We start from the raw sequence: 19,866 nt of genomic DNA, 5'->3' as shown, positions 1-19,866 counted from the left end.
CGTCTTCCCATGATCGAATGCCACACCACCGTGCACACCAAGCGGGCCGCGCAATTCCTGTTCAAGCTGTGCAAACACTTCGCGCGCAAGATTCCGGTCGATTTCGACGCCCAGCAGGGCGTGGCCCACTTTCCCTTCGGCATCGGCCGCCTGTATGCAGACGACGCCACGCTGCGTCTGGAAGCCGCCGCGGCCGACCCGGCCCTGCTGGCGCGCGTCTGCCAGGTGCTCGAGGACCATCTGCAACTGATGCGCCGCGCCGAGAACGCCGCACTGGACTGGCAGCCACGCCAGCCATGAAAAACGGCGCCCTCATAGCGCCATTTTTCATTCCGGCCACTAGGGCCAGCTTGGTGAATCGCTTAGGCGCTAAGCACGCGCCTGGCGCGGCAGGCTCAGCGCGGTCAACATGCCGATCAGCGCCACTGCGGCCACATAGTAGGCCGGCGCCAGCGGCGTAGCCTTGGCCAATAGGCTGACCAGTATCGGGGTCAGCCCGCCGAAGATCGCGTAAGCCATGTTGTAGCTGAAGGACAGCCCGCTAAAGCGTACCGCGGGCGGAAACGCGCGGATCATCACATAGGGCACCGCACCAGCCACGCCAACGCTAAGGCCAGCCAGGGCATACAGCGGCAGTAGCCTGTCCGGATGGCTGGGCAGCAGGCCATAGAACAGCGCGCTAGACAGGGCCAGCAGCAAGCCGCCGCCGAACATCGCGCGCCGCGCGCCGAAGCGGTCGGCCAGCGTACCGGCCAGCACGCAGCCCATGGTCAGGAAGACGATGGCCAGGCTATTGGCTTGCAAGGTCGTCACCGCATCAAAGCCTAGGCTCTTCTGCAGCAGGGGCGGCGTGAGTAGGATCACCACCACGATGCCGGCCGACAACATCCAGGTCAGCAGCATCGACTGCAGCACGGCCAGGCGATGCTCGCGCAGCACGGTCTTCAGCGGCAGCTCGGCCGCCAGCGCCTTTTTCTGCTTCATCTCGGCAAACACCGGTGTCTCCTCCAGCCAGCGGCGCAGATACATCGAGCAGATGCCAAAGATGCCGCCGAGCAGGAAAGGAATGCGCCAACCGTAGTCATGCAGCTGGGCCGGGGTGAACAGGCTATTGGCCGCGGTGGCCACCAGGGAGCCGAGCAGGATGCCGGCAGTGAGCCCCGCGGTCAGCGTGCCGCAGGCATAGCCGATACGCTTGGCCGGCACATGCTCGGCCACAAACACCCAGGCACCCGGCACTTCGCCACCCACCGCCGCGCCCTGCAGGATGCGCAGGGCGAGCAGCGCAATCGGCGCAGCCAGGCCGATGCTGGCATAGGTGGGCAGCAAGCCCATCAACAGTGTGGGCACCGACATCAGGAGGATGCTGAGCGCGAACATGCGCTTGCGCCCCAGCAGATCACCGAAGTGGGCCATGATGATGCCGCCGAGCGGGCGGGCCAGATAACCGGCGGCGAAGATGCCGAAGGTCTGTAGCTGGCGCAGCCAGTCGGGAATCTCGGGCGGGAAGAACAGCTGGCCGATAACAGTGGCGAAGAAGACGAAGATGATGAAGTCGTAGAACTCCAGCGCGCCGCCAAGCGCAGCCAGGGCCAGGGTCTTGTAATCGCTGCGACCCAAAGGGCGTTGCGCCGCCAATGCGGCGGAGGGGGAAACGGTTTGCATGGAAAACTCGGCAGAGTGACAACAGGGGGAAGGAAGCGCTGCACATGGGGGTAGCGGTGCAGAAACATGCCGAGATAGGGGCAAACAGGCGCAGGCCCGACGGGGGTGGTATCGGGGCAGGCGGAACACGCTTCGTAAGGCAGCGTAGCAAAATTAGCGCGCGCTAACGCTTGGGGATATCCACATCCGCCACGGTCAGTAAGGCCTCCACATCGTCGCACCCAGGCCGGAGCCGGCACGCTAGACCAGCTTGCCTCCCTCGCGGCTGAATTCCTGGGCCAGGAAGTCGACCAGCACGCGCACGGCCGGCAAGAGGCCGCGCCGGTGTGGATAGACAGCCTGCAGATGGCCGACCGCCAGCGACCAGTCGGGCAAGAGGCGCACCAGGCTGCCATTAGCCAGCTCATCCTGGCAGTAAGGCGCGGGCAGCATGGTGAAGCCCAGCCCGCGCAGGGCCGCCGCCTTGCGCATGGCAAAGTCCTCCACCGCTAGGCGCGGCTCGGCGACAAAATTCTCCACCCGCCCATCGACGTGGCTGAGTTGCAGATGCAGGCGCCGGTCCAGCTCCAGCGCCCCCAGCGCCGGCAGCTGCGCCAGATCGGCCGGCGTGCGTATCTTGTACTGGCTGCGCAGGCTGGCCGCCATCACCAGCGCGCCAGCCGCCGGGCGCAGGCGGCGCGAGACTAGCGAGGGGTCCTCATCGCCACTACCGCGCACGCGTAGCGCCACATCAATGCCCTCCTCCACCAGGTCCACGCGCCGATTGGTCATCACCAGCTCAAGGCGGATCTGCGGGTAGGTGGCCAGGAAGGCCGGAATCATCTCGGTCAGCTCGGTCTGCACCAGGGCAATCGGACAGGACAGCCGCAGTCGACCGCGTGGCTCGGCACTGAGCAGGGCCACGGTTTCATCGGCCGCTTCGGCTGCCTGCAGCATGGCCTGGCACTGCTGGTAATAGCGCTCACCCACCTCGGTCAGCGCCAGCTTGCGCGTGGTGCGCTGCAAGAGCCGTACACCCAGGCGCCCCTCCAGCTCGGCAATGCGTCGGGACAGGCGCGACTTGGGAATGCCCAGCAGTCGCCCCGCTGCGGCAAAGCCACCAGCCTCCACTACCCGGGCGAAATAGTGCAGATCATTCAGGTCTTGCATGAGATTGTCCCACCAATAGAACGATTCATCGCATTTTAGCCAGCTAGTCGCCTATTCGCACCACACATAGTATTCGCCCCAAGCAAGTCGCCGGCCTTGGCGACCCAAACCGGAGAACAGCATGAAACTCGTCCATATCGATTCCAGCATCCTCGGCGACGCCTCGGCTTCGCGCCAACTGAGCCGTGAAGTGGTGAACGCCTGGCGCGCCGCCCAGCCCGATTTGCAAGTCAGCTACCGCGACCTGGCTGGCGATGCGCTCGCACAGTTCTCGGGCTTTACCCTGGGTGCCAACGGCACGCCGGCCGAGCTGCGCGATGCCGCCCAGGCCCACGAGGCTGCGCTGTCGGAAAGCGTGTTGAATGAATTCCTGGCCGCCGATGCGATCGTGATCGGCGCACCGATGTACAACTTCGCTATCCCCAGCCAACTCAAGGCCTGGATTGACCGCGTCACCGTGGCCGGCAAGACCTTCAAGTACGGCGCGAACGGCCCGGAAGGCCTGGCCGGCGGCAAGCGGGTGATCATCGTGTCCACCGCAGGTGGCAACCATGTCGGCCAGCCCAGCGCCGCGGCCCACGAGGACTACCTGAAGTTCGTGCTCGGCTTTGTCGGCATCAGCAATGTGCAGGTCGTACATGCGCACGGTCTGAGCATGGGTCCGGAAGCGCGCGAAGCGGCCTTCACCCAGGCACGCCAACAGATCGACGCACTGTTCGAGACGGCCAGCGCCTGAGTCGGGGTTATGCTTCACGGTTGGGCATCAGCACCCAGCCCAGCCATCAAAACGGGGCCCTTGCGCCCCGTTTTGTTGCATCTGGCGCAGCAGAAATGGGCGCGACAGCGGATGGTAGAGCTAACAGTCGATTCACCATGACCGAGGCGGGTCATTCCTCTAGAATCGCGCGTCCGAGCGCTTGCTCAGGAGAAATTGCTAGCAGATTCAAATGACTAGCGCCCTGTGCTCGCGTCGTCCCGTTTCAGGAGATTTACCTTATGCGTCTTACGCTACGCCCCCTGCTCGCCGTCCTGGCCAGCGCACTCTTGCTTGCCCCGGCCCAGGCCGAAGTGGTCACGGTCGGCCATGTCGGCCCGGTCAGCAGCCAGCTGAAGGAATTGGCTGAAAGCGCCGAACAGACGCTGGACGCCTATTTCGCCGAGTTCAATAAGAAGGCTGGCGTCAACGGCATCAAAGTGAAGATGGTGTATGGCGACGATGCCTTCAATCCGCAAAAGCATGCCGAAGAAACCCGCCGCATCATCCAGCAGCACAATCCGATTGCCATGCTGGGCGCCGGTGGTTCGGCCGGTCCGCTCGAACTGCTCAAGCAAAACATCCTGTCCGACGCCAAGATCCCGCTGATCGCACCGATCTCCGGGGCACCAGCCCTGCGCAGCAACCCTTGGATGTTCCATCTGCGCGCCGCCTGGCCAGACGAGATGAATAAGCTGGCCCAGCAGATGGCCTCGCTTGGTCACCAGCGCGTCGGCGTGTTCTACCAGAACGACCCGGACGGCAAGTTCGGCCTGTTCTCGGCCCGCCAAGAAGCGCGCAAGAACAATCTGGAGGTGGTGGCGACCGGCGCCTACGAGAAGAACACCGTCAATGTGGATGCCGCGGTCAAGGCGATCAATGAGCAGAACCCGAGCGCGATTCTGGCCCTGGGCACCGATGATGCGGTAGGTAGCTTCCTGAAGGCCTATCGCAAGGCGGGCGGCATGGCACAGATCTACACGGTGTCGGTGGTCGGCGCCAAGGAGCTGATCGCCACGGCCGGTCTGGATGCAGCACGCGGCACCGGCATCAGCCAGGTCATGCCCTATATCTTTGCCGATTCCTCGCAGCTGGCCAAGGAATACCGCGCCTTTGTGAAGCGCAACAAGCTCAAGCTCGGCTATATCGAGTTCGAGTACTACATTGCCGCCCGCCTGTTCACCGAAGCGCTGGGCAATATGAACAAGAACAATCTGAGTGGCGAAGCGCTGATCAGCGCACTCGAAGGCATCGGCAATCTGAATATGGGTGGCTTCCGCCTCGCCTTCGGCCCCAACCAGCGCGTGGGTTCGAAGTTCGTGGAAGTGACAGTGATCGGCCCAAGCGGCGAGCTGATCCGCTAAGCCCTGATCGTCTTGCAAAGCAAAAGGCCACCGCGAGGTGGCCTTTTGCTTGCTGCGCCAGCGCGCTTACACGCGCATCTCCGGCACCTCGGCCGGCACGATCAGGCGACCGGCCGTCTTGGCGACGATCTCTTCCACGCTGACGCCCGGTGCGCGCTCACGCAGATGGAAAGCCCCATCGGCAATATCGAGCACGGCCAGATCGGTCACCACCTTGCGGATGCAGTTCACCCCGGTCAGCGGTAGGCTGCAGCTGGGCAGCAGCTTGGAATTGCCGGCCTTGTCGGTGTGCTGCATGGTCACCACGATATTGCGTGCGCCCGCTACCAGGTCCATCGCCCCGCCCATGCCCTTGACCAGCTTGCCCGGCACCATCCAGCTGGCAATGCTGCCGTGCACATCCACTTCGAAAGCGCCCAGCACGGTCAGGTCGACATGCCCCCCCCGTATCATGGCAAACGACTCGGCCGAGCTGAAAAACGCCGCACCGGGAATCGTGGTCACGGTCTGCTTGCCGGCATTGATCAGATCGGCATCCACCTCATCCTCGGTCGGGAACGGCCCCATGCCCAGCAAGCCGTTTTCCGACTGCAGCATGACCTGCATGCCAGCCGGAATATAGTTGGCCACCAGGGTCGGAATACCGATGCCCAGGTTCACGTAATAGCCGTCGCGCAGTTCCTGGGCGACGCGCATGGCGATTTGTTCGCGGTTCAGTGCCATGGTGCTCTCCTCAAGCCTTGCGGACGGTACGTTGTTCAATGCGCTTCTCGAACTGGCCCTTGACCACACGCTGCACATAGATGCCTGGGGTGTGGATCTGTTGGGGGTCGAGCGAGCCCGCCGGCACGATCTCTTCCACTTCCGCCACCGTGATGCGGCCAGCAGTGGCCATCATCGGATTGAAGTTCATCGCCGTCTTACGGAACACCAGATTGCCGTACTCGTCAGCCTTCCAGGCGCGCACCAGCGCAAAATCAGCCGTGAGTGAGCGCTCCTGCACATACATGCGCCCGTCGAATTCGGCGGTCGGTTTGCCCTCGGCCACCTGGGTGCCATAGCCGGTCGCGGTGTAAAAGGCCGGAATGCCGGCGCCACCGGCACGAATCTTCTCGGCCAACGTACCCTGCGGGGTCAGGATCACTTCCATCTCACCCGAGAGCAGCAGCTGTTCGAACAGCGCATTCTCGCCCACATAGGAGGCGATCATGGTCTTGATCTGGCGCTTCTCCAGCCACTGGCCAAGGCCAAAACCATCCACACCGGCATTATTGGAAATCACCGTCAGGCCCTTCTGGCCGTTCTGGTACACGGTACGGATCAGGCCTTCGGGAATCCCGCACAGGCCAAAGCCACCTACCATGACGGTCATGCCGTCGACCAAGCCCGCCAATGCCTCGGCATGGGTGGCTACCACCTTATTGAACCCTGACATCTGTCTGTCTCCTGTTTTGCGGGTCGTCCCGCTCGCTATGGCATGCGCTCTCAGCGTCATCTGCCGCGCTATTGGACCGGCGTATTGACGTTAACGTCAACTTGGATTCTAGCATGGCAAAGCAGGCTGAACGCCAGTGCCAGCGGGCAGTTCAGACTGCCCGCTGTGATAAACTTGTGCCCATCCATGCCAGTCTGGCCCTGTGCGCGAGGCCAGTTTGCATTCCACGCGATCGAATCAAAGAGGCCAGCAATGTCGGGTAGTTCCTTGGGTCTGCTGTTTACCGTCACCTCCTTTGGCGAAAGCCACGGCCCAGCCATTGGCTGCGTGGTCGACGGCTGCCCACCTGGCCTCGCTCTGTGCGAGGCCGATATCCAGGCCGAACTCGATCGCCGCAAGCCCGGCACCAGCCGGCATGTGACCCAGCGCAAGGAACCGGACACGGTGGAGATTCTCTCCGGCGTCTTTGAGGGCAAGACCACCGGCGCGCCTATCGGCCTGCTGATCCGCAATCAGGACCAACGCAGCCAGGACTACGGCAAGATCGTCGACACTTTCCGTCCCGGCCACGCCGATTACACCTATTGGCACAAATACGGCATCCGCGACTACCGTGGCGGCGGACGCAGCTCGGCGCGGGAAACCGCCGTGCGCGTGGCGGCCGGCGCCATCGCCAAGAAATGGCTGAAGGAGCGCTATGGGGTGAAAATCCGCGGCTATATGAGCCAACTGGGCGAGATCACCATCGCCTTCAAGGCCTGGCAGCATGTGGACCAGAATGCCTTCTTCGCTCCGAACGACGAAGTGATCGCGCAGCTGGAAAGCTATATGGACCAGATCCGCGCCGAGCGCGACTCGGTCGGCGCCAAGATCGAGGTGGTGGCCGAGAACGTGCCAGTAGGCTGGGGTGAGCCGGTTTACGACCGCCTGGATGCCGATATTGCCTATGCGATGATGAGCATCAATGCGGTCAAGGGCGTGGAAATCGGCGACGGCTTCGACACCGTGGCCCAGCGTGGCAGCGTACACGGCGATGAGCTGACCCCGGCCGGCTTCGCCAGCAATCACGCGGGCGGCGTGCTGGGCGGGATCTCCACCGGCCAGGACATCCGCGTCAGCCTGGCACTCAAGCCCACCTCGAGCATTCCCCAGCCACGCAACTCGATCGACAAGGCCGGCCATGCCGTGGAGATGGCCACCACCGGTCGCCACGACCCCTGTGTCGGTATACGCGCCACCCCGATCGCCGAAGCGATGCTGGCGCTGGTACTGATTGACCACGCATTACGTCACCGCGCCCAGAATGCCGATGTCCAGGTGGATACACCCCGCATCCCCGGGCGCATCGCCTGAGATAAGTAGCTACGCACTTGAATGCAAAAAAGGACGCCAGGGCGTCCTTTTTTGTTGGCTGCATCGCAACCAACCCACACACGACAGGCAAACAAAAAGCCGGCCAAGGGCCGGCTTTTCATGCAATCGCTTGCGAAGCCGAATTACTGCTTCGGAGCTTCAGCAGGAGCGGCAGCAGCGTCAGCAGCCGGAGCAGCAGCAGCGTCAGCGGCCGGAGCAGCAGCAGCGTCAGCAGCCGGAGCAGCAGCAGCGTCAGCGGCCGGAGCAGCAGCGTCAGCGGCCGGAGCAGCAGGAGCTTCAGCAGCAGGAGCTTCAACAGCCGGGGCTTCAACAGGAGCTTCTTCCTTTTGACCGCAAGCAGCCAGACCCAGGGCGATAAGAGCAGCAACGAGGAGCTTGTTCATGATTTTTACCTTAGTAGAGGTGAGTTTTAACAACACTTGTAAAGCAATCGACCGTTGATCGAGGGCTTTGAAACCTTTGACGCATCAAATTCGACCGACGGCAAAATTCTAGCAGCTTTTTTGGAAAAAACTAGTAGCAAATTGCAGTGCAGCATTCACTGTCCGCACAGGGCTAAATATGCAGTCGCCGCCCTTCGCTCGGCGGCTCGGCGCGCAGCCACAAGGCCTCGAAACGCTGCAGGCAAAGGCTGCGGCTACCGGCATGATCACTGGCTTCGCCGCGCAGGCTCTCGCTATGAAAAATACGCACGACGCTTTGCTCAGTCAGTAAAAAACGCTCACCCGCGCCTTTATCAATTTCATTGCTCAGGCGCAATTCAAATGCATGCCCATATATATTCAGCAACTGCTGCAATCGTGGGCATTTTCGCCAGAACCAAGCGTCGTCGTTCAGCAGTATCTGCACTTTGGCCAGCGACGACCCCACCAGCAAACGTTTAAGCTGGGTCGCCAGCTCCAAACTATCAGCTGCGGTATCGCTCAGATCATCATCGAACCACAGAATCTGGCGCTGTGCTGTGGTGCAGGCCTGGGCAATTTGCTGCTGGTAATCATGCAGGCTGTCAAAACGTATGGCGGACATGGACTACCCCATCAGAAAACGTATCAAGGCAAACACGGCATAACCCGCCAGCAGACCACCGGCTAGGCGCCGCAGCCAGGGTTGCTGGCGGACTCGGTTCAGCTGGCTGGCCGCAACACCCATGGCGAGCAGATTGGGCAAAGTGCCCAGCCCAAAAGCCAGCAAGGTTGCCGCCCCTTTCCAGGCCGAGCCGCTGGCCAGGGCACCGGTAGCCGCCGTATAAACTAGGCCACAAGGCAGCCAGCCCCACAGGGCACCGGCCAGATAGGCCTTGTACAGACTATCCACAGGCAGCAAGCCAGCCAACCTCGGCTGTAAACGTCGCCACAGCGGCTGGCCCATGCGTTCCAGGCGCGTCAACCACGATAGCCAGCCGGCCAGATAGCAGCCCAGCAGGATCAGTAGCGCAAGCGAAAGCAGATACAGCAGTTGCTGAAGCAGATTGGCCCAAGGCAGCAGCGCCAGGCCAGCCGCCACGCCACCCAGCAGTGCACCTATCAAGGTATAGCTGCTGATGCGGCCCAGATTCGCCACCAGTAGTAGCAGGAAGCGCCGGTCCTGCGCCAGATTCAAGCCCAGCGCAGCGGCCAGCCCACCGCACATACCCAGGCAATGCACACCACCCAGGAATCCGGCCAGCAACCAGCCGGCCAAGCCAAGTAGATAAGTTGATTCGAACATGGACCGAGCTTATCAAGTGCTGCGGCTTGCAGACAAACCCGACGCTTGCCGGCCCTAATTCCGCTAGCTGCTTCACGCGGCCTGCACCGAGATTTGCGAAGTCTGCCTGCCCTGTGACTGCCCGCGCTGCGTCGCTGCGGAACACCCAGGCTTGTTTATGCCGAACTTAGCCATCAAACTCTCGCCTTAGACCATCGCTTCGAAGCCGCTCACCATGACTGGTATCCCAGACTTCATCCCACTGCATGAACTTCGCTCGGGTTGCCCCGCCTGCTCCCTGCGCGAGCTCTGCCTGCCGCTGGGCTTGGCCCGCGACGAAATGGCACAGCTGGATGAGGTCATCCGTCAGCGCATTCCGGTCAAGCGCGGTGAAGCACTGTTCCGCGCCGGTCAGCCCTTCCATTCGCTGTATGCGGTACGCACCGGCTTCTTCAAAACCACACTACTGGCCGAAGATGGTCGCGAGCAGGTCACCGGCTTTCACATGGCCGGCGAGCTGCTGGGCCTTGATGCGCTGGGCGGCACCCAACATGCTTGCACGGCCATCGCGCTGGAGGATTGCGAAGTCTGCGAGCTCCCCTTCCAGCAGCTGGACAGCCTGTCACGCGAGATTCCCTCGCTGACGCGGCATTTCTACAAGCTAATGAGTCGCGAGATCGTGCGCGATCAGGGCCTGATGCTGCTGCTGGGCAATATGCGCGCCGAAGAACGCTTGGCGGCCTTCCTGCTCAATATGTCGCAACGCCTCGAGGCGCGTGGCTTCTCCGCCAAGGGTTTCCATCTACGCATGACGCGGGAAGAAATCGGCAGCTATCTTGGCCTGAAGCTCGAAACCGTCAGCCGCACCTTTTCGCGCTTCCAGGCAGACGGCCTGATCAAGGTGCAGGGCAAGCAGATCGACCTGCTCGACCTGAACGCCATACGCTCATTACTGGGCGCCTGCGCACCGACCGAGAGTCACTAAGGCTTTGACCTCTAAACAAAAAAAGCGACCCGCGGGTCGCTTTTTTTGTTTTGCATCCGCCGAGTGCTTCAGTGTGCGAGGTGTGCCTGCTTGTCTTCTTGTGGTGCATGGTTGAAATCCACCGGGCAGTAGCGGTTGATTTCGCTGCGATCGCGTTCGAAGAACAGCGTCAGGCCGCTGGACAGGCCGGCGAACAGCCAGCAAATAAAGAAGCCGCAGGAATAGGCGACGACGCGGCTGTCGAACAGCGGTTCGCTGCCCAGCATCAGCTCCAGGGGGTCGAACAAGGTGAAGAACAGGCTATTCAGGATGCCTGCAACCAGAAAAGACGGCCACAGCACCAGGATGGACTTCATTTTCATGCGGTAGGTCTCCACGATCGGGTTCCAGTCTAGCGCCGGAACTGCGATGCATCCTACTCCGCCCCACCGCCATGGAAAACCCCTATTGATCAATCACCTACAGACATTTTTTGTGCTGCAGCGCAGCATGCATTCAGGCGTTTCGATGAATATTTCGGCAAACCGGGCCAGCTCGACCATAATCCGAAGAGCACTGGCTTGTGAATGCTGAGTCCCACTACTTCGGAATCATTGAAATGCGCCTGTCGCTCGACGCCCTGATCGTGCTGGATGCCATAGACCGCAAAGGCAGTTTCGCCAGCGCGGCCAGCGAACTGCATCGCGTTCCTTCTGCAATTACCTACACGATCCAGAAACTGGAGCAGGATCTGGACGTGTTGATTTTCGACCGTAGCGGCCATCGGGCCCGGCTCACACCGGCCGGCCAGGAGCTGTTACGCGAGGGCCGCCCCCTGCTGGATGCGGCAGCGGCGTTGGAAGCACGCGTCAAGCGCGTTGCCACCGGCTGGGAGCCCGAGCTGCGCATTGCCGTTGGCGATCTGATCGACTTTGATGTGCTGCTTGAATCGGTCGCCGCCTTCGACCGTATCGGCGGCGAGACCCGTCTGCGCTTTCTGCACGAGGGTTATGGCGGCGTATGGGATGCGCTGTACACCGGTCGGGCCGATCTGGCGATTGGCGCGCCCGATGAGGCCCCACCTGGCGGCGGTTTTCGCAGCCAGCCGCTGGGGCAGGTCGAATTCGTGCTGGCGGTGGCGCCGCAACATCCGCTGGCGCGCGAGCCGCAACCGATTCCGATGCAGACGATACGTGCGCACCGCGCGGTCAGCGTGGGCGATAGCTCGCGCACGCTGCAGCCGCGCACCTCCGGCCTGTTGACCGGCCAACCTACGCTAACGGTGGCCTCGCAACGCGACAAGCTGGCCGCCCAGCTAGCCGGCCTGGGCGTGGGTTTTCTGCCGCGCCGCAATGCCGCGCCTTATCTGGCTAGTGGGCAGCTGATCGAGCTGCTGGCAGAGGAGGAAAAGCAGATTGCGCTGCTGAACGTGGCCTGGCCGAGCAAATCGCGCGGCAATGCACTGCGATGGTTTCTCGAACACTTGAGCAGCGATAGCGTCAAGCAGCGCCTGTGCGAACAACTCGAGCAGGACGAGGCTGTATGCGATTGATGGCTTATGGCCTGCCTGCGGCCATGCAAAGCCGCCTGCAGGCTGCGGGCCTGTTGCAGCAGGCAGACAGCACGAGGTCAGGCACGCCCGATGCAGCGCGGCTATGGCTACACGCCGGCGACACGCTGCCGCCCTTGCAGCCAGATGATCTGGTGCTGCATTTCGGCCCCTTGTCGGCCGCCAGCCTGCCGGTCAGCGCAGTGCTCGTGCTGTGGCAGGACAGCCCTTTCGCCGCGCAGTACGGCTATATGCTGATCGCTGGTGGACCAACGCCAAGCCTGCGCGCTACCCAGGCGGTGCTCGATGCGCTGGCGCCAGCTCCTGGCGCCTGGCTGCAGGCCGGTGGCCAGCATGCGCCGGCCTTTTTGGGCCAGCTAACCAGCGAGCTCGGCGGTGGACTGCTGGGCCTGGCTGGCTTGATGCAATCGGCAGCCAGCACCGGCTTCAACCCGCTCTGGCTGGCCCAGCGCCAGCTGCAAAGTCGCCTGGCCAGGCTGGCCAATGCCTATCTGGCCGCCAGCGTGGACGAAGGCTACGAAAGCCTGCAGCCGCAAGCCGCATGGCCGATCGATCTGCCCGGCCTGGCCGACAGCGGCAAATCACCGGCCCGTAAGCTGGCCAGCCTGCTGCTGTGGCTGAACGCCAGCATGCCCAGGCCGGCCAACGAACAGCCCGAAACGCCATGAAAAAAGCCCACGCAATGCGTGGGCTTTTTCTAACTGTCTTGACGATGCAGACTTAAGCCGCAGCGGCAGCAGCCTTGCGTGCCGAAGTCTTGGCCACGCCAGCGGCAGCCTTGGCCGAGGTTTCGGCGGCAGCAACACCGGCTTCGGCGAAATCACTGGTTACCTTCTTGGCGGTCTTGGCCACGGTGTCATAGGCCGAAGCGGCGGTCGCCACAGCCGTCTTGACGGCGGACACGATGATTTCGGAACCAGCCGGCGCTTGCTTGACAGCCTTGTCGAGCGAGGAAACCAGATCCTTGTTGAACTCGACCACCTGCTCTTCCACGAAGGCACCCAGCTCAGCCTGTGCGCTGCTGGTGGCTTCGTAGACGGTCTTGGCAACCGCCAGGGCCTTATCGACTGCTGGTTGGGAAATTTGTTGCTGCACGGCGATGAAGCCTTGGAAATCCTTCACTTCGGAGAAAGCTTTGACGGCAGCAGTGTTGTCGGCAATCAGATCGCGGGCCACATCCAGCTGCAGCGCAACCAGGCGCTCCACACCGGCAAGGGCGATATTCGACAGACGAATCGATTTTTCAACTTGGGTTTGGCCAAAGGCGGCGAAATCGGTAGTAGCGAACATAAGGTCTTCTCCTGGCTGACTGTGGGTATATGCGGCTGTGCACGCTCTTTTCCGCACCGCAGCATGAACCCATTATGGGCAGGCCATTTCGACCCGTCAACCATTTTTTGTGCAGCGCACAAAGACCAGAATCTACTGATTTTCCATTGAAGAACAATACATTACAAAGTAGAGCAAAAAAGCTAATGCGGCGACGCACGCTAGGCATTCGGGGTTTTCTGGCGAATGGCCAGAATCGCCTGATTACGCAGGGTCTTGCACAGCGCCAACTCCTTGGCACCCAGCACCAGACCAGCCGGCTGCGAGTGATCGGCGTAGAAGGTCCCAACCACCTTGCGGTCTATCACCACCGGCATCAGTAGGAAGGTGCGTCCCGGCCCGCTCTGACGGAACCAGTCAGGTATGCGCTCGCGGATCGAGGGGCTGTCGATATCCTCGATCAGCACATCCGCATTCTTGACCAAGGTGATGCGGAACATATCCTCGCTATCGCCCAGCGGCAGGGTGAAGCGCGGCAGGAACTGCTCGATATCGGCGCCAAAACCAAAACGGCCGACCACGGCATTGCGCTGCACGCTACGGGTAGCAATCAGCACCCGTTCCACCCCCAGTGCGCGATACAGCGTTTCCAGAATCATGCGCAGCAGATCATTGAGGCGGAACTCGCCCACCAGTGTCTCTGCCACCTCCTGCACGCAATTGGCCAAGGCCTCGACCACCTCGGGTCTATCGCTGTCACGCACCGCCAGCGGCAGTGCCGTTGGGCCCGCCGCTTCGGCAGCGGGCGCGCTGGCAGGCGGACTGGGCGGCGCCAGCGCTGCCGCTTCCTCGCTGCCAAGGCCGGCTGCGGTCTGGCTGGCCATGCCGGGCAGGCTGGGCAGGCCGGCCAGATGGCGCAGGCGCGACAACACGCCATCGGCCTGCGCTTCCAGGCCAAATACGCCCGCCTCGCGCAGCGTCTCCCGGCTCGCCTCATCCACAGCAATACGCAGCTCGCGCTCGCTCAGGCGCAGCGCATCACCCAGCTGGTCGCGCACGGTCAGAAAGCCCTTGAAACGCGCCGGTTCGCCCTCAGCCAGGGTCGCAGCCATCAGGCCGGCGCCCGCATTGGCAAACAGCCGCAGCCAGTCGCTGTCATGGCGGGGCGGACGCGGCTTGCTGTTTTCCTGTGCCATGCTGCTGACCAGGCGGTCGGGCAGATGCCAGTTACGTGCCACCCCCATGCCCAGCTCGGCATAGCTGAGACCGATCAGGCGCTGGGCGGCGAAGGTCTCCGCCTCGCCCTGCGCTACTAGTCGGTCGATCTCCTGCGCCTCGCGGTGGAAGTAGAACAGCGTCAGCATGCGACCAAGCAGGTGGAACATGCCGGCCACACGCGCCTCCTCCAGATCGCGGTAGCCGCAACGCTCGGCCAGCTTGCGCGAGATCAGACTGGCGAAGAAGGCACGGGCAACCTCCTCCTTCAGAGCGCCGGCCTGCTCGCGATTGGTCAGGTGCTCGATCAGCACCAGGGTCATGGCCAGCGATTTGACCGTGTCGAAACCCAGCACCATCACGGCGCGCGAAATGGTGCTCGCCCCACCGCCAAACTGGCTATAGCTGGCCGAGTTGGCCAGGCGCAGCACCTTATTGGTCAGCGAGAAATCGCGCAGGATCACGGTGGCCAGGGATTGCAGCTTCTCGGTATCGGCATCGGCGATGCGGTTGATCGCGCCGATGGCGCGCGACAGCGCCGGAAAATCATCGGTGTTCTCCATGCGCCGCACCAGACGGCCGAGCGGACTGTTGTCCACCTCGGGCACTACCTCATCTAGCTCGCCCAACTCGGTCAGATAGGCGGTCAGCGCACTGCGCAGATCAAGCAGGTGCTCGCAGGCTGGATAGGCCGGATCACCCAGGGCACCGGCCACAATGGCCTCGAGGCGCGGGTCGATCTCGGGACTGAAGCTGGACAGCAGCGGAATCGTGCCGTCTTCATCGCGGCGCGGTAGCTGGCCGCTCAGGGTATGGAACAGCAGCTCGGCCATGCCGGCCAGCGGCGGCTCGCCTGGGCTGCCCTTGGGCAGCACGGCGGCCAGGCTGACCGATTTGTCATCGCCCAGCAGCACATATTCGGCGCGCAGGCGGCCAAGTGGAAAACCGAGCAGACGGGCATGGGCCGCGCCTTCCAGCAGCTGCAGCAGTAATTGCAGCGCCGCTACCGTGCCCAAGGGCCCGAGTGCTAGGCGCTCGGACAGGCGCTCACCATCGCGCCAGCGGTAGGCGAGCCAGCGCTCGCCGTCGATTTCCGCGCGCCCCTCCAGGGGCGCCAGCACCGAGTGGCCGGGCAGCACTTCAGGGTGTTCATCCAGTATGCCCGGATCGGGCAGGAGCAGGGCCAGATGGCCCTCTTCGGCGCGAGCCAACCAGCTTGCCCCCGCCTCGCTGATCAGCGTGTAAACCGTCTCGTGGTCCATCCCGGTGCCCATCATGCGGGCGGCAGCTTCCTGGACTGCCTATTGGTCGTTTATCGGCCGCCGCATCGCCTTCAGGCGGGGCTGGCTTGCTTTTTATACTGTGAAGACTAGCAGAGCTGCGCGCACAGGGCTGCGCTACTGGTCGGCGACTTCCGGCACGATCAGCTGGCCCAGTTCGGCCAGTGGCGGCAGTTCGCTACGGCTCTTCAGGCCCATATCGTCGAGGAAGGCCTTGGTGGTCGCATACAGGCCAGGGCGGCCCGGTGTTTCGCGATGGCCGACCACTTCGATCCAGTTGCGCTCCTCCAGGGTCTTCACGATCTGGGTCGATACCGCCACGCCGCGGATCTCCTCGATCTCGCCACGGGTCAGCGGGCCCTTGTAGGCGATGATGGCCAGCGTTTCCATCACCGCGCGCGAGTAGCGCGGCGGCTTCTCCGGGTTCAGCCGCTCCAGATAGGGCTGGTACTCGAGCCGGGCTCGGAAGCGCCAGCCACTGGCCAGCTTGACCAGCTCCAGCCCCTTGCCCTGCCAGGCTTGCTGAATCGCCTCCAGCACCTCGTGCAATAGCTCGGCGCGCAGCTCTTCGGCAAACAGCTTCTTCAAATCGTGCAGGTTCAGCGGTTCGGCCGACACCAGCAAGGCGGTCTCGATGATGGTCTGGATGTGCTGACGATCGTGCAGGCTGGATTGCATGGCTGGACTAGGTCGCCTCGGCTGCGGGCATCGCCGCCTCGGCACTGGCCAGGCGGACATAGATGGGCTGATAGGGTTCGGACTGGCTCACTGCGATCAGGCCTTCCTTGGTCAGTTCCAGCACGGCAATAAAGCTGACCACCAGGAGCGGCACGCCGCGCGTGGTATCGAACAGCTGCGAGAACTCGCGGTATTCGCCGCCGGCCAGCAGCTTGAGGATGGCACTCATCTGCTCGCGCACGCTGAGCTCGTCCGGACGCACGGTGTGGTGCTTGGTGTGTTTGGCGCGCGCCAACAGCGCCAGCCAGGCCTGCTTGAGATCGAGCGGCGTCACCTCGGGCAGCTGGACCACCATCTCGCGGTCGAACCAAGCATCGGCCCAGCGGAAATCGCGTCCGGCCTGCGGCAGCTGGTCGATCTCGTAAGCGGCCAGCTTCATCTGTTCATATTCGAGCAGGCGGCGCACCAGCTCGGCACGCGGGTCGTGTTCATCGCCCTCCACCACCGTCTGGCGCGGCAGCAGCATGCGCGATTTGATCTCGATCAGCATGGCGGCCATCAGCAGGTATTCCGCCGCCAGCTCCAACTGCTGCACGCGCATGGCTTCCACATACACCATGTACTGGGCGGTGACCCGCGCCATGGGAATATCGAGGATGTCGAGGTTTTGCTTGCGGATCAGATAGAGCAGCAGGTCGAGCGGCCCCTCGAAGCGCTCCAGCATCACGCGCAGCGCATCGGGGGGAATGTAGAGGTCGCTGGGCAGCTCGGTGACCGGCTGGCCAAACAGCAGCGCAATCGGCTCGGCCGGGTGCGACATCAGTCGGTGCCGTCCTCGACGGTCTCGCTGGTATCGAAGCTCGGATCACGAGAGGCCAGCACCTTGTCGATGCGCTTGCCATCCATGTCCACCACTTCAAAGATCCAGCCACCCCAGTCGAGCTTGTCGGCGGTCTGTGGCAGGCGGCCCAGTAACAGCATCAGCATGCCGGCCAGGGTGTGATAGCGCCCCTTGTCTTCCTCGGGCACTTCGCGCAGCGCCAGCCTGTCCTTGAGCTCCGGCACCGGAATCAGGCCATCCAAGAGCCAGCTGCCATCCTCGCGCTGCACGGCCCAGGCGTCTTCGATGTCATGCGGTTTGAACTCGCCGGTAATCGCTTCCAGCAGGTCCTGCAGCGTGACCAGGCCCTGGATTTCACCGTATTCGTCGATCACCAGCGCCATCTGTACCGAGGTGGTACGGAAGTTCTCCAGCAGCTCCATGCCGGTCAGGGTTTCCGGCACATAGGCCACCTGCTGCAGATGGGTGGAGAACTCAGCGGTTTCACCGCGCAGGGTCTGACCAAGAATCTGCTTGGCGGTGGCAATACCGAGCACCTCATCCAGGCCACCCTTGCACACCGGGTAGCGTGAGTGATCAGTCTCGGCAATCTTGTCCAGGTTCAGCTTGTGCTCGTCCTCGATATCGAGGAAGACGATTTCCGAGCGCGGGGTCATCAGCGAGCCGATCTGGCGGTCATCCAGGCGGAACACATTGCGCACCATCTCGTGCTCGTGCTGCTCGATGGCGCCCGATTCCGAGCCTTCGGCCAGCAGGGCGTGAATTTCTTCCTGGGTCACCTGATTGGTCTGATCGGTACGCACCCCCAGCGTGCGCAGGATCAGCTCGGTCGAGGCGGTCAGCAGGCGTACGAAGGGCTTGGTCAGCGCGGCCAGCCACTGCATGGGGCGAGCCACCAAGCGGGCAATTGGCTCTGGGCTCAGCTGGCCGATGCGCTTGGGTACTAGCTCGCCTACCACGATGGAGATATAGGTAATGCTGACCACCACCAGCACCAGGGCCAGCATATCTGCCGCTTCGGCATTCATGCCCAGGGTTTCCAGCCAGGTGGAAAACGGGCCGGCCAGCGCCGACTCACCAACGATACCGTTCAGCACCCCGATGGAGGTGATGCCGATCTGGATGGTGGACATGAAACGGGTGGGGTTCTCGCCCAGCTTGATGGCGGCTTTGGCGCCGGCATCACCCGATTCGGCAAGCACTTGCAGACGGGCGCGACGGGCGGCGACGAGGGCGATCTCGGACATGGCGAACACGCCATTGAGCAAAATCAGTCCGAGTAAAAGGGCTATCTCCATTATGGGGGGCAGGTTGTGGCGAAGGCGCTAGTGTAACCGCGCACTGCCTGCAATGGGCAGACTACACAGCAGCGCACCCCAAATGCGGCTTTTTCGGCGGCACAGCAGCCAGGTGCCCAAATTTGCAGCAAGCTAAGCGGCGTCCTGCTCATTCAAGCGCTTGCATGATTTATCCACATGCGACACACAGGCTTGTCCCAGCTGGCTGTGGGTCAATCACACCCCGCTAAGCACGCTGCGCAGCAGCTCGGATGCACCATTCCAGAAAATCTGCACCCCGATGCACAGCAGGATGAAGGCCGACAGGCGCAGGAAGACCGTGATGCCGGTCTCGCCCAGCCGCGCCAGCAGGCGGTTGGCGAAGCGGTAGCTGTAGTAGACCACTGTGCACAGCAAGAGGATGCCGATCACCCCGCCGGCAAGGTTGAGCGCATCGATCCCGCCGCGCGAACGCAAGGATGCACCCAGGGTGATCGCCACCGAGATCGAGCCGGGGCCAATGGTGAAGGGGAAGGTCAGCGGGAAGAAGGCGCGGCGCAGAATCACCCCATCGGCCGGTTTGTTGCCGGCCGGTTCATGGCTGTTTTCCTCGGCATTCAGCAGATTCCAGCCGGCGGCCGCCACCACCATGCCGCCACCCACCTTGACCACGGCCAGTGAGATGCCGAAGAACTTCAGCACATAGGTGCCGATGAACATGGCGCCCAGCAGCAGGAAGAAGCCATTGATGGCAATGCGCTTGGCGATGATCTTGCGTTCGCGGTCACTGCTGCCCTGGGTGTAGGACAGAAAGATCGGCGCGCCGCCCGGGGGGTTGATGATGGGCAGCAGAGCAGTCAGCACCAGCAGGATGCTTTTGATGAACTCGATCAGGTCGTAGGTCATGGTGGCCACAAGGTGAGCAATGTCGCGATGATGGCAGCGGGCGCCGCCGCTGTGAACCCTGGCCTGCCTGCTCAAAAACCAGGCAGGCCGGCAAACTGCCTTTTCCTCAGTGAGTTGGCGCAGCTATCCACAGGCCGTGCACAGGCTTGTGCCCCTTTGGCTGTGTAGAACAGCGCGGCGCCGCTTGCTGGCAGCCGGTTTGTCCACTGCGCACCCCTTATCCGGGCCCGCCAAGCCCTATGCCTAAAAAACAGGCAGAGCAAGAAATAGCCCTTGCCTCAGTCACTTGGGCAACTTGCCCACAGCTCACCCACATGCTTGTCCCTGCGCCACTGTGTGCAATTGTGCGCAAAGCCAGCACCCACGCCATCTCAGGGCAATTTCCACCCACAACTGGGCCAAAAACCCCGTTTGCTTAAATTTCAGGCAGTAGCGAATA

General features: G+C 62.6%; 21 protein-coding genes. 7 read left to right on the top strand and 14 right to left on the bottom strand.

The window, feature by feature from the left end; genetic code table 11:
- Window positions 1-9: 9 nt before the first annotated feature.
- The gene (locus BT173_RS12935) at window positions 10-300 is read left to right on the top strand and encodes a DUF2218 domain-containing protein (protein ID WP_072429087.1); all 291 of its coding nucleotides are present in this window, start codon (window positions 10-12) and stop codon (window positions 298-300) included.
- Window positions 301-369: 69 nt separating this feature from the next.
- Here BT173_RS12935 and BT173_RS12930 read toward each other — a convergent pair whose 3' ends face one another.
- Complete coding sequence (locus BT173_RS12930) at window positions 370-1,665, bottom strand: MFS transporter (RefSeq protein ID WP_072429086.1); 1,296 nt, start codon at window positions 1,663-1,665, stop codon at window positions 370-372.
- Window positions 1,666-1,905: 240 nt separating this feature from the next.
- On the bottom strand, window positions 1,906-2,814 hold the full coding sequence (locus tag BT173_RS12925; protein ID WP_072429085.1) for a LysR substrate-binding domain-containing protein: 909 nt from the start codon (window positions 2,812-2,814) through the stop codon (window positions 1,906-1,908).
- A gap of 121 nt (window positions 2,815-2,935) precedes the next feature.
- Here BT173_RS12925 and BT173_RS12920 point away from each other — a divergent pair, with 121 nt between their 5' ends.
- Together BT173_RS12920 and BT173_RS12915 are read left to right on the top strand one after the other, a co-directional pair.
- Window positions 2,936-3,550, top strand: coding sequence for an FMN-dependent NADH-azoreductase (locus BT173_RS12920; protein ID WP_072429084.1), 615 nt, complete (start codon window positions 2,936-2,938; stop codon window positions 3,548-3,550).
- Window positions 3,551-3,810: 260 nt separating this feature from the next.
- Window positions 3,811-4,932, top strand: coding sequence for an ABC transporter substrate-binding protein (locus tag BT173_RS12915; protein ID WP_072429083.1), 1,122 nt, complete (start codon window positions 3,811-3,813; stop codon window positions 4,930-4,932).
- A 66-nt stretch (window positions 4,933-4,998) separates the two neighbouring features.
- On the opposite strand, the gene BT173_RS12910 is transcribed toward BT173_RS12915, so the two are convergent.
- Window positions 4,999-5,655: a CoA transferase subunit B gene (locus BT173_RS12910; protein ID WP_072429082.1), complete on the bottom strand. Its 657-nt coding sequence runs from the start codon at window positions 5,653-5,655 to the stop codon at window positions 4,999-5,001.
- A gap of 10 nt (window positions 5,656-5,665) precedes the next feature.
- Window positions 5,666-6,367, bottom strand: a complete 702-nt coding sequence (locus BT173_RS12905) for a CoA transferase subunit A (protein WP_072429081.1) — start codon at window positions 6,365-6,367, stop codon at window positions 5,666-5,668.
- A gap of 252 nt (window positions 6,368-6,619) precedes the next feature.
- Between BT173_RS12905 and aroC the strand changes: the two genes are divergently transcribed.
- A complete protein-coding gene (aroC, locus tag BT173_RS12900; RefSeq protein WP_072429080.1) occupies window positions 6,620-7,720 on the top strand; it encodes a chorismate synthase in 1,101 nt (366 codons plus the stop codon).
- A gap of 118 nt (window positions 7,721-7,838) precedes the next feature.
- On the opposite strand, the gene BT173_RS12895 is transcribed toward aroC, so the two are convergent.
- From BT173_RS12895 to BT173_RS12885, 3 genes are all read right to left on the bottom strand, one after another.
- Window positions 7,839-8,108 (bottom strand): hypothetical protein, encoded by a 270-nt coding sequence (locus tag BT173_RS12895; RefSeq protein ID WP_175545601.1) that lies wholly within the window; start codon window positions 8,106-8,108, stop codon window positions 7,839-7,841.
- Between the two features lie 188 nt (window positions 8,109-8,296).
- Complete coding sequence (locus BT173_RS12890; protein WP_072429079.1) at window positions 8,297-8,767, bottom strand: DUF7931 domain-containing protein; 471 nt, start codon at window positions 8,765-8,767, stop codon at window positions 8,297-8,299.
- Between the two features lie 3 nt (window positions 8,768-8,770).
- Window positions 8,771-9,448, bottom strand: coding sequence for a sulfite exporter TauE/SafE family protein (locus BT173_RS12885; RefSeq protein WP_072429078.1), 678 nt, complete (start codon window positions 9,446-9,448; stop codon window positions 8,771-8,773).
- Between the two features lie 214 nt (window positions 9,449-9,662).
- Here BT173_RS12885 and fnr point away from each other — a divergent pair, with 214 nt between their 5' ends.
- Complete coding sequence (fnr, locus tag BT173_RS12880) at window positions 9,663-10,412, top strand: fumarate/nitrate reduction transcriptional regulator Fnr (protein ID WP_072429077.1); 750 nt, start codon at window positions 9,663-9,665, stop codon at window positions 10,410-10,412.
- Between the two features lie 68 nt (window positions 10,413-10,480).
- Here fnr and BT173_RS12875 read toward each other — a convergent pair whose 3' ends face one another.
- The gene (locus tag BT173_RS12875) at window positions 10,481-10,774 is read right to left on the bottom strand and encodes a hypothetical protein (protein WP_072429076.1); all 294 of its coding nucleotides are present in this window, start codon (window positions 10,772-10,774) and stop codon (window positions 10,481-10,483) included.
- A 236-nt stretch (window positions 10,775-11,010) separates the two neighbouring features.
- Here BT173_RS12875 and BT173_RS12870 point away from each other — a divergent pair, with 236 nt between their 5' ends.
- Window positions 11,011-11,943 (top strand): LysR family transcriptional regulator, encoded by a 933-nt coding sequence (locus tag BT173_RS12870; protein ID WP_072429075.1) that lies wholly within the window; start codon window positions 11,011-11,013, stop codon window positions 11,941-11,943.
- Window positions 11,934-12,629, top strand: a complete 696-nt coding sequence (locus BT173_RS12865; protein ID WP_139256154.1) for a hypothetical protein — start codon at window positions 11,934-11,936, stop codon at window positions 12,627-12,629. The genes BT173_RS12870 and BT173_RS12865 overlap by 10 nt, the downstream gene beginning before the upstream one ends.
- Window positions 12,630-12,681: 52 nt before the next feature.
- On the opposite strand, the gene BT173_RS12860 is transcribed toward BT173_RS12865, so the two are convergent.
- The 6 genes from BT173_RS12860 to BT173_RS12835 form a co-directional block, all read right to left on the bottom strand.
- On the bottom strand, window positions 12,682-13,251 hold the full coding sequence (locus tag BT173_RS12860) for a phasin family protein (protein WP_072429073.1): 570 nt from the start codon (window positions 13,249-13,251) through the stop codon (window positions 12,682-12,684).
- 200 nt (window positions 13,252-13,451) lie between these two features.
- Window positions 13,452-15,722: an HDOD domain-containing protein gene (locus BT173_RS12855; protein ID WP_084658557.1), complete on the bottom strand. Its 2,271-nt coding sequence runs from the start codon at window positions 15,720-15,722 to the stop codon at window positions 13,452-13,454.
- Window positions 15,723-15,842: 120 nt separating this feature from the next.
- A complete protein-coding gene (gene scpB / locus BT173_RS12850; RefSeq protein ID WP_072429071.1) occupies window positions 15,843-16,403 on the bottom strand; it encodes an SMC-Scp complex subunit ScpB in 561 nt (186 codons plus the stop codon).
- A 7-nt stretch (window positions 16,404-16,410) separates the two neighbouring features.
- On the bottom strand, window positions 16,411-17,223 hold the full coding sequence (locus tag BT173_RS12845) for a segregation and condensation protein A (protein ID WP_072429070.1): 813 nt from the start codon (window positions 17,221-17,223) through the stop codon (window positions 16,411-16,413).
- Entirely contained in the window at window positions 17,223-18,542 is a 1,320-nt protein-coding gene (locus BT173_RS12840) for a hemolysin family protein (protein WP_072429069.1), read from the bottom strand. The genes BT173_RS12845 and BT173_RS12840 overlap by 1 nt, the downstream gene beginning before the upstream one ends.
- A 216-nt stretch (window positions 18,543-18,758) precedes the next feature.
- Window positions 18,759-19,427 (bottom strand): MarC family protein, encoded by a 669-nt coding sequence (locus tag BT173_RS12835; RefSeq protein WP_072429068.1) that lies wholly within the window; start codon window positions 19,425-19,427, stop codon window positions 18,759-18,761.
- Window positions 19,428-19,866 lie beyond the last annotated feature (439 nt).

Origin of the sequence: Chitinimonas taiwanensis DSM 18899 (genome assembly GCF_900119825.1) — a bacterium.
GTDB classification, from domain to species: Bacteria; Pseudomonadota; Gammaproteobacteria; order Burkholderiales; family Chitinimonadaceae; genus Chitinimonas; species Chitinimonas taiwanensis.
The sequence above is the reverse complement of the archived record's forward strand: the minus strand, read 5'-3'. Positions and strand labels throughout refer to the sequence as shown.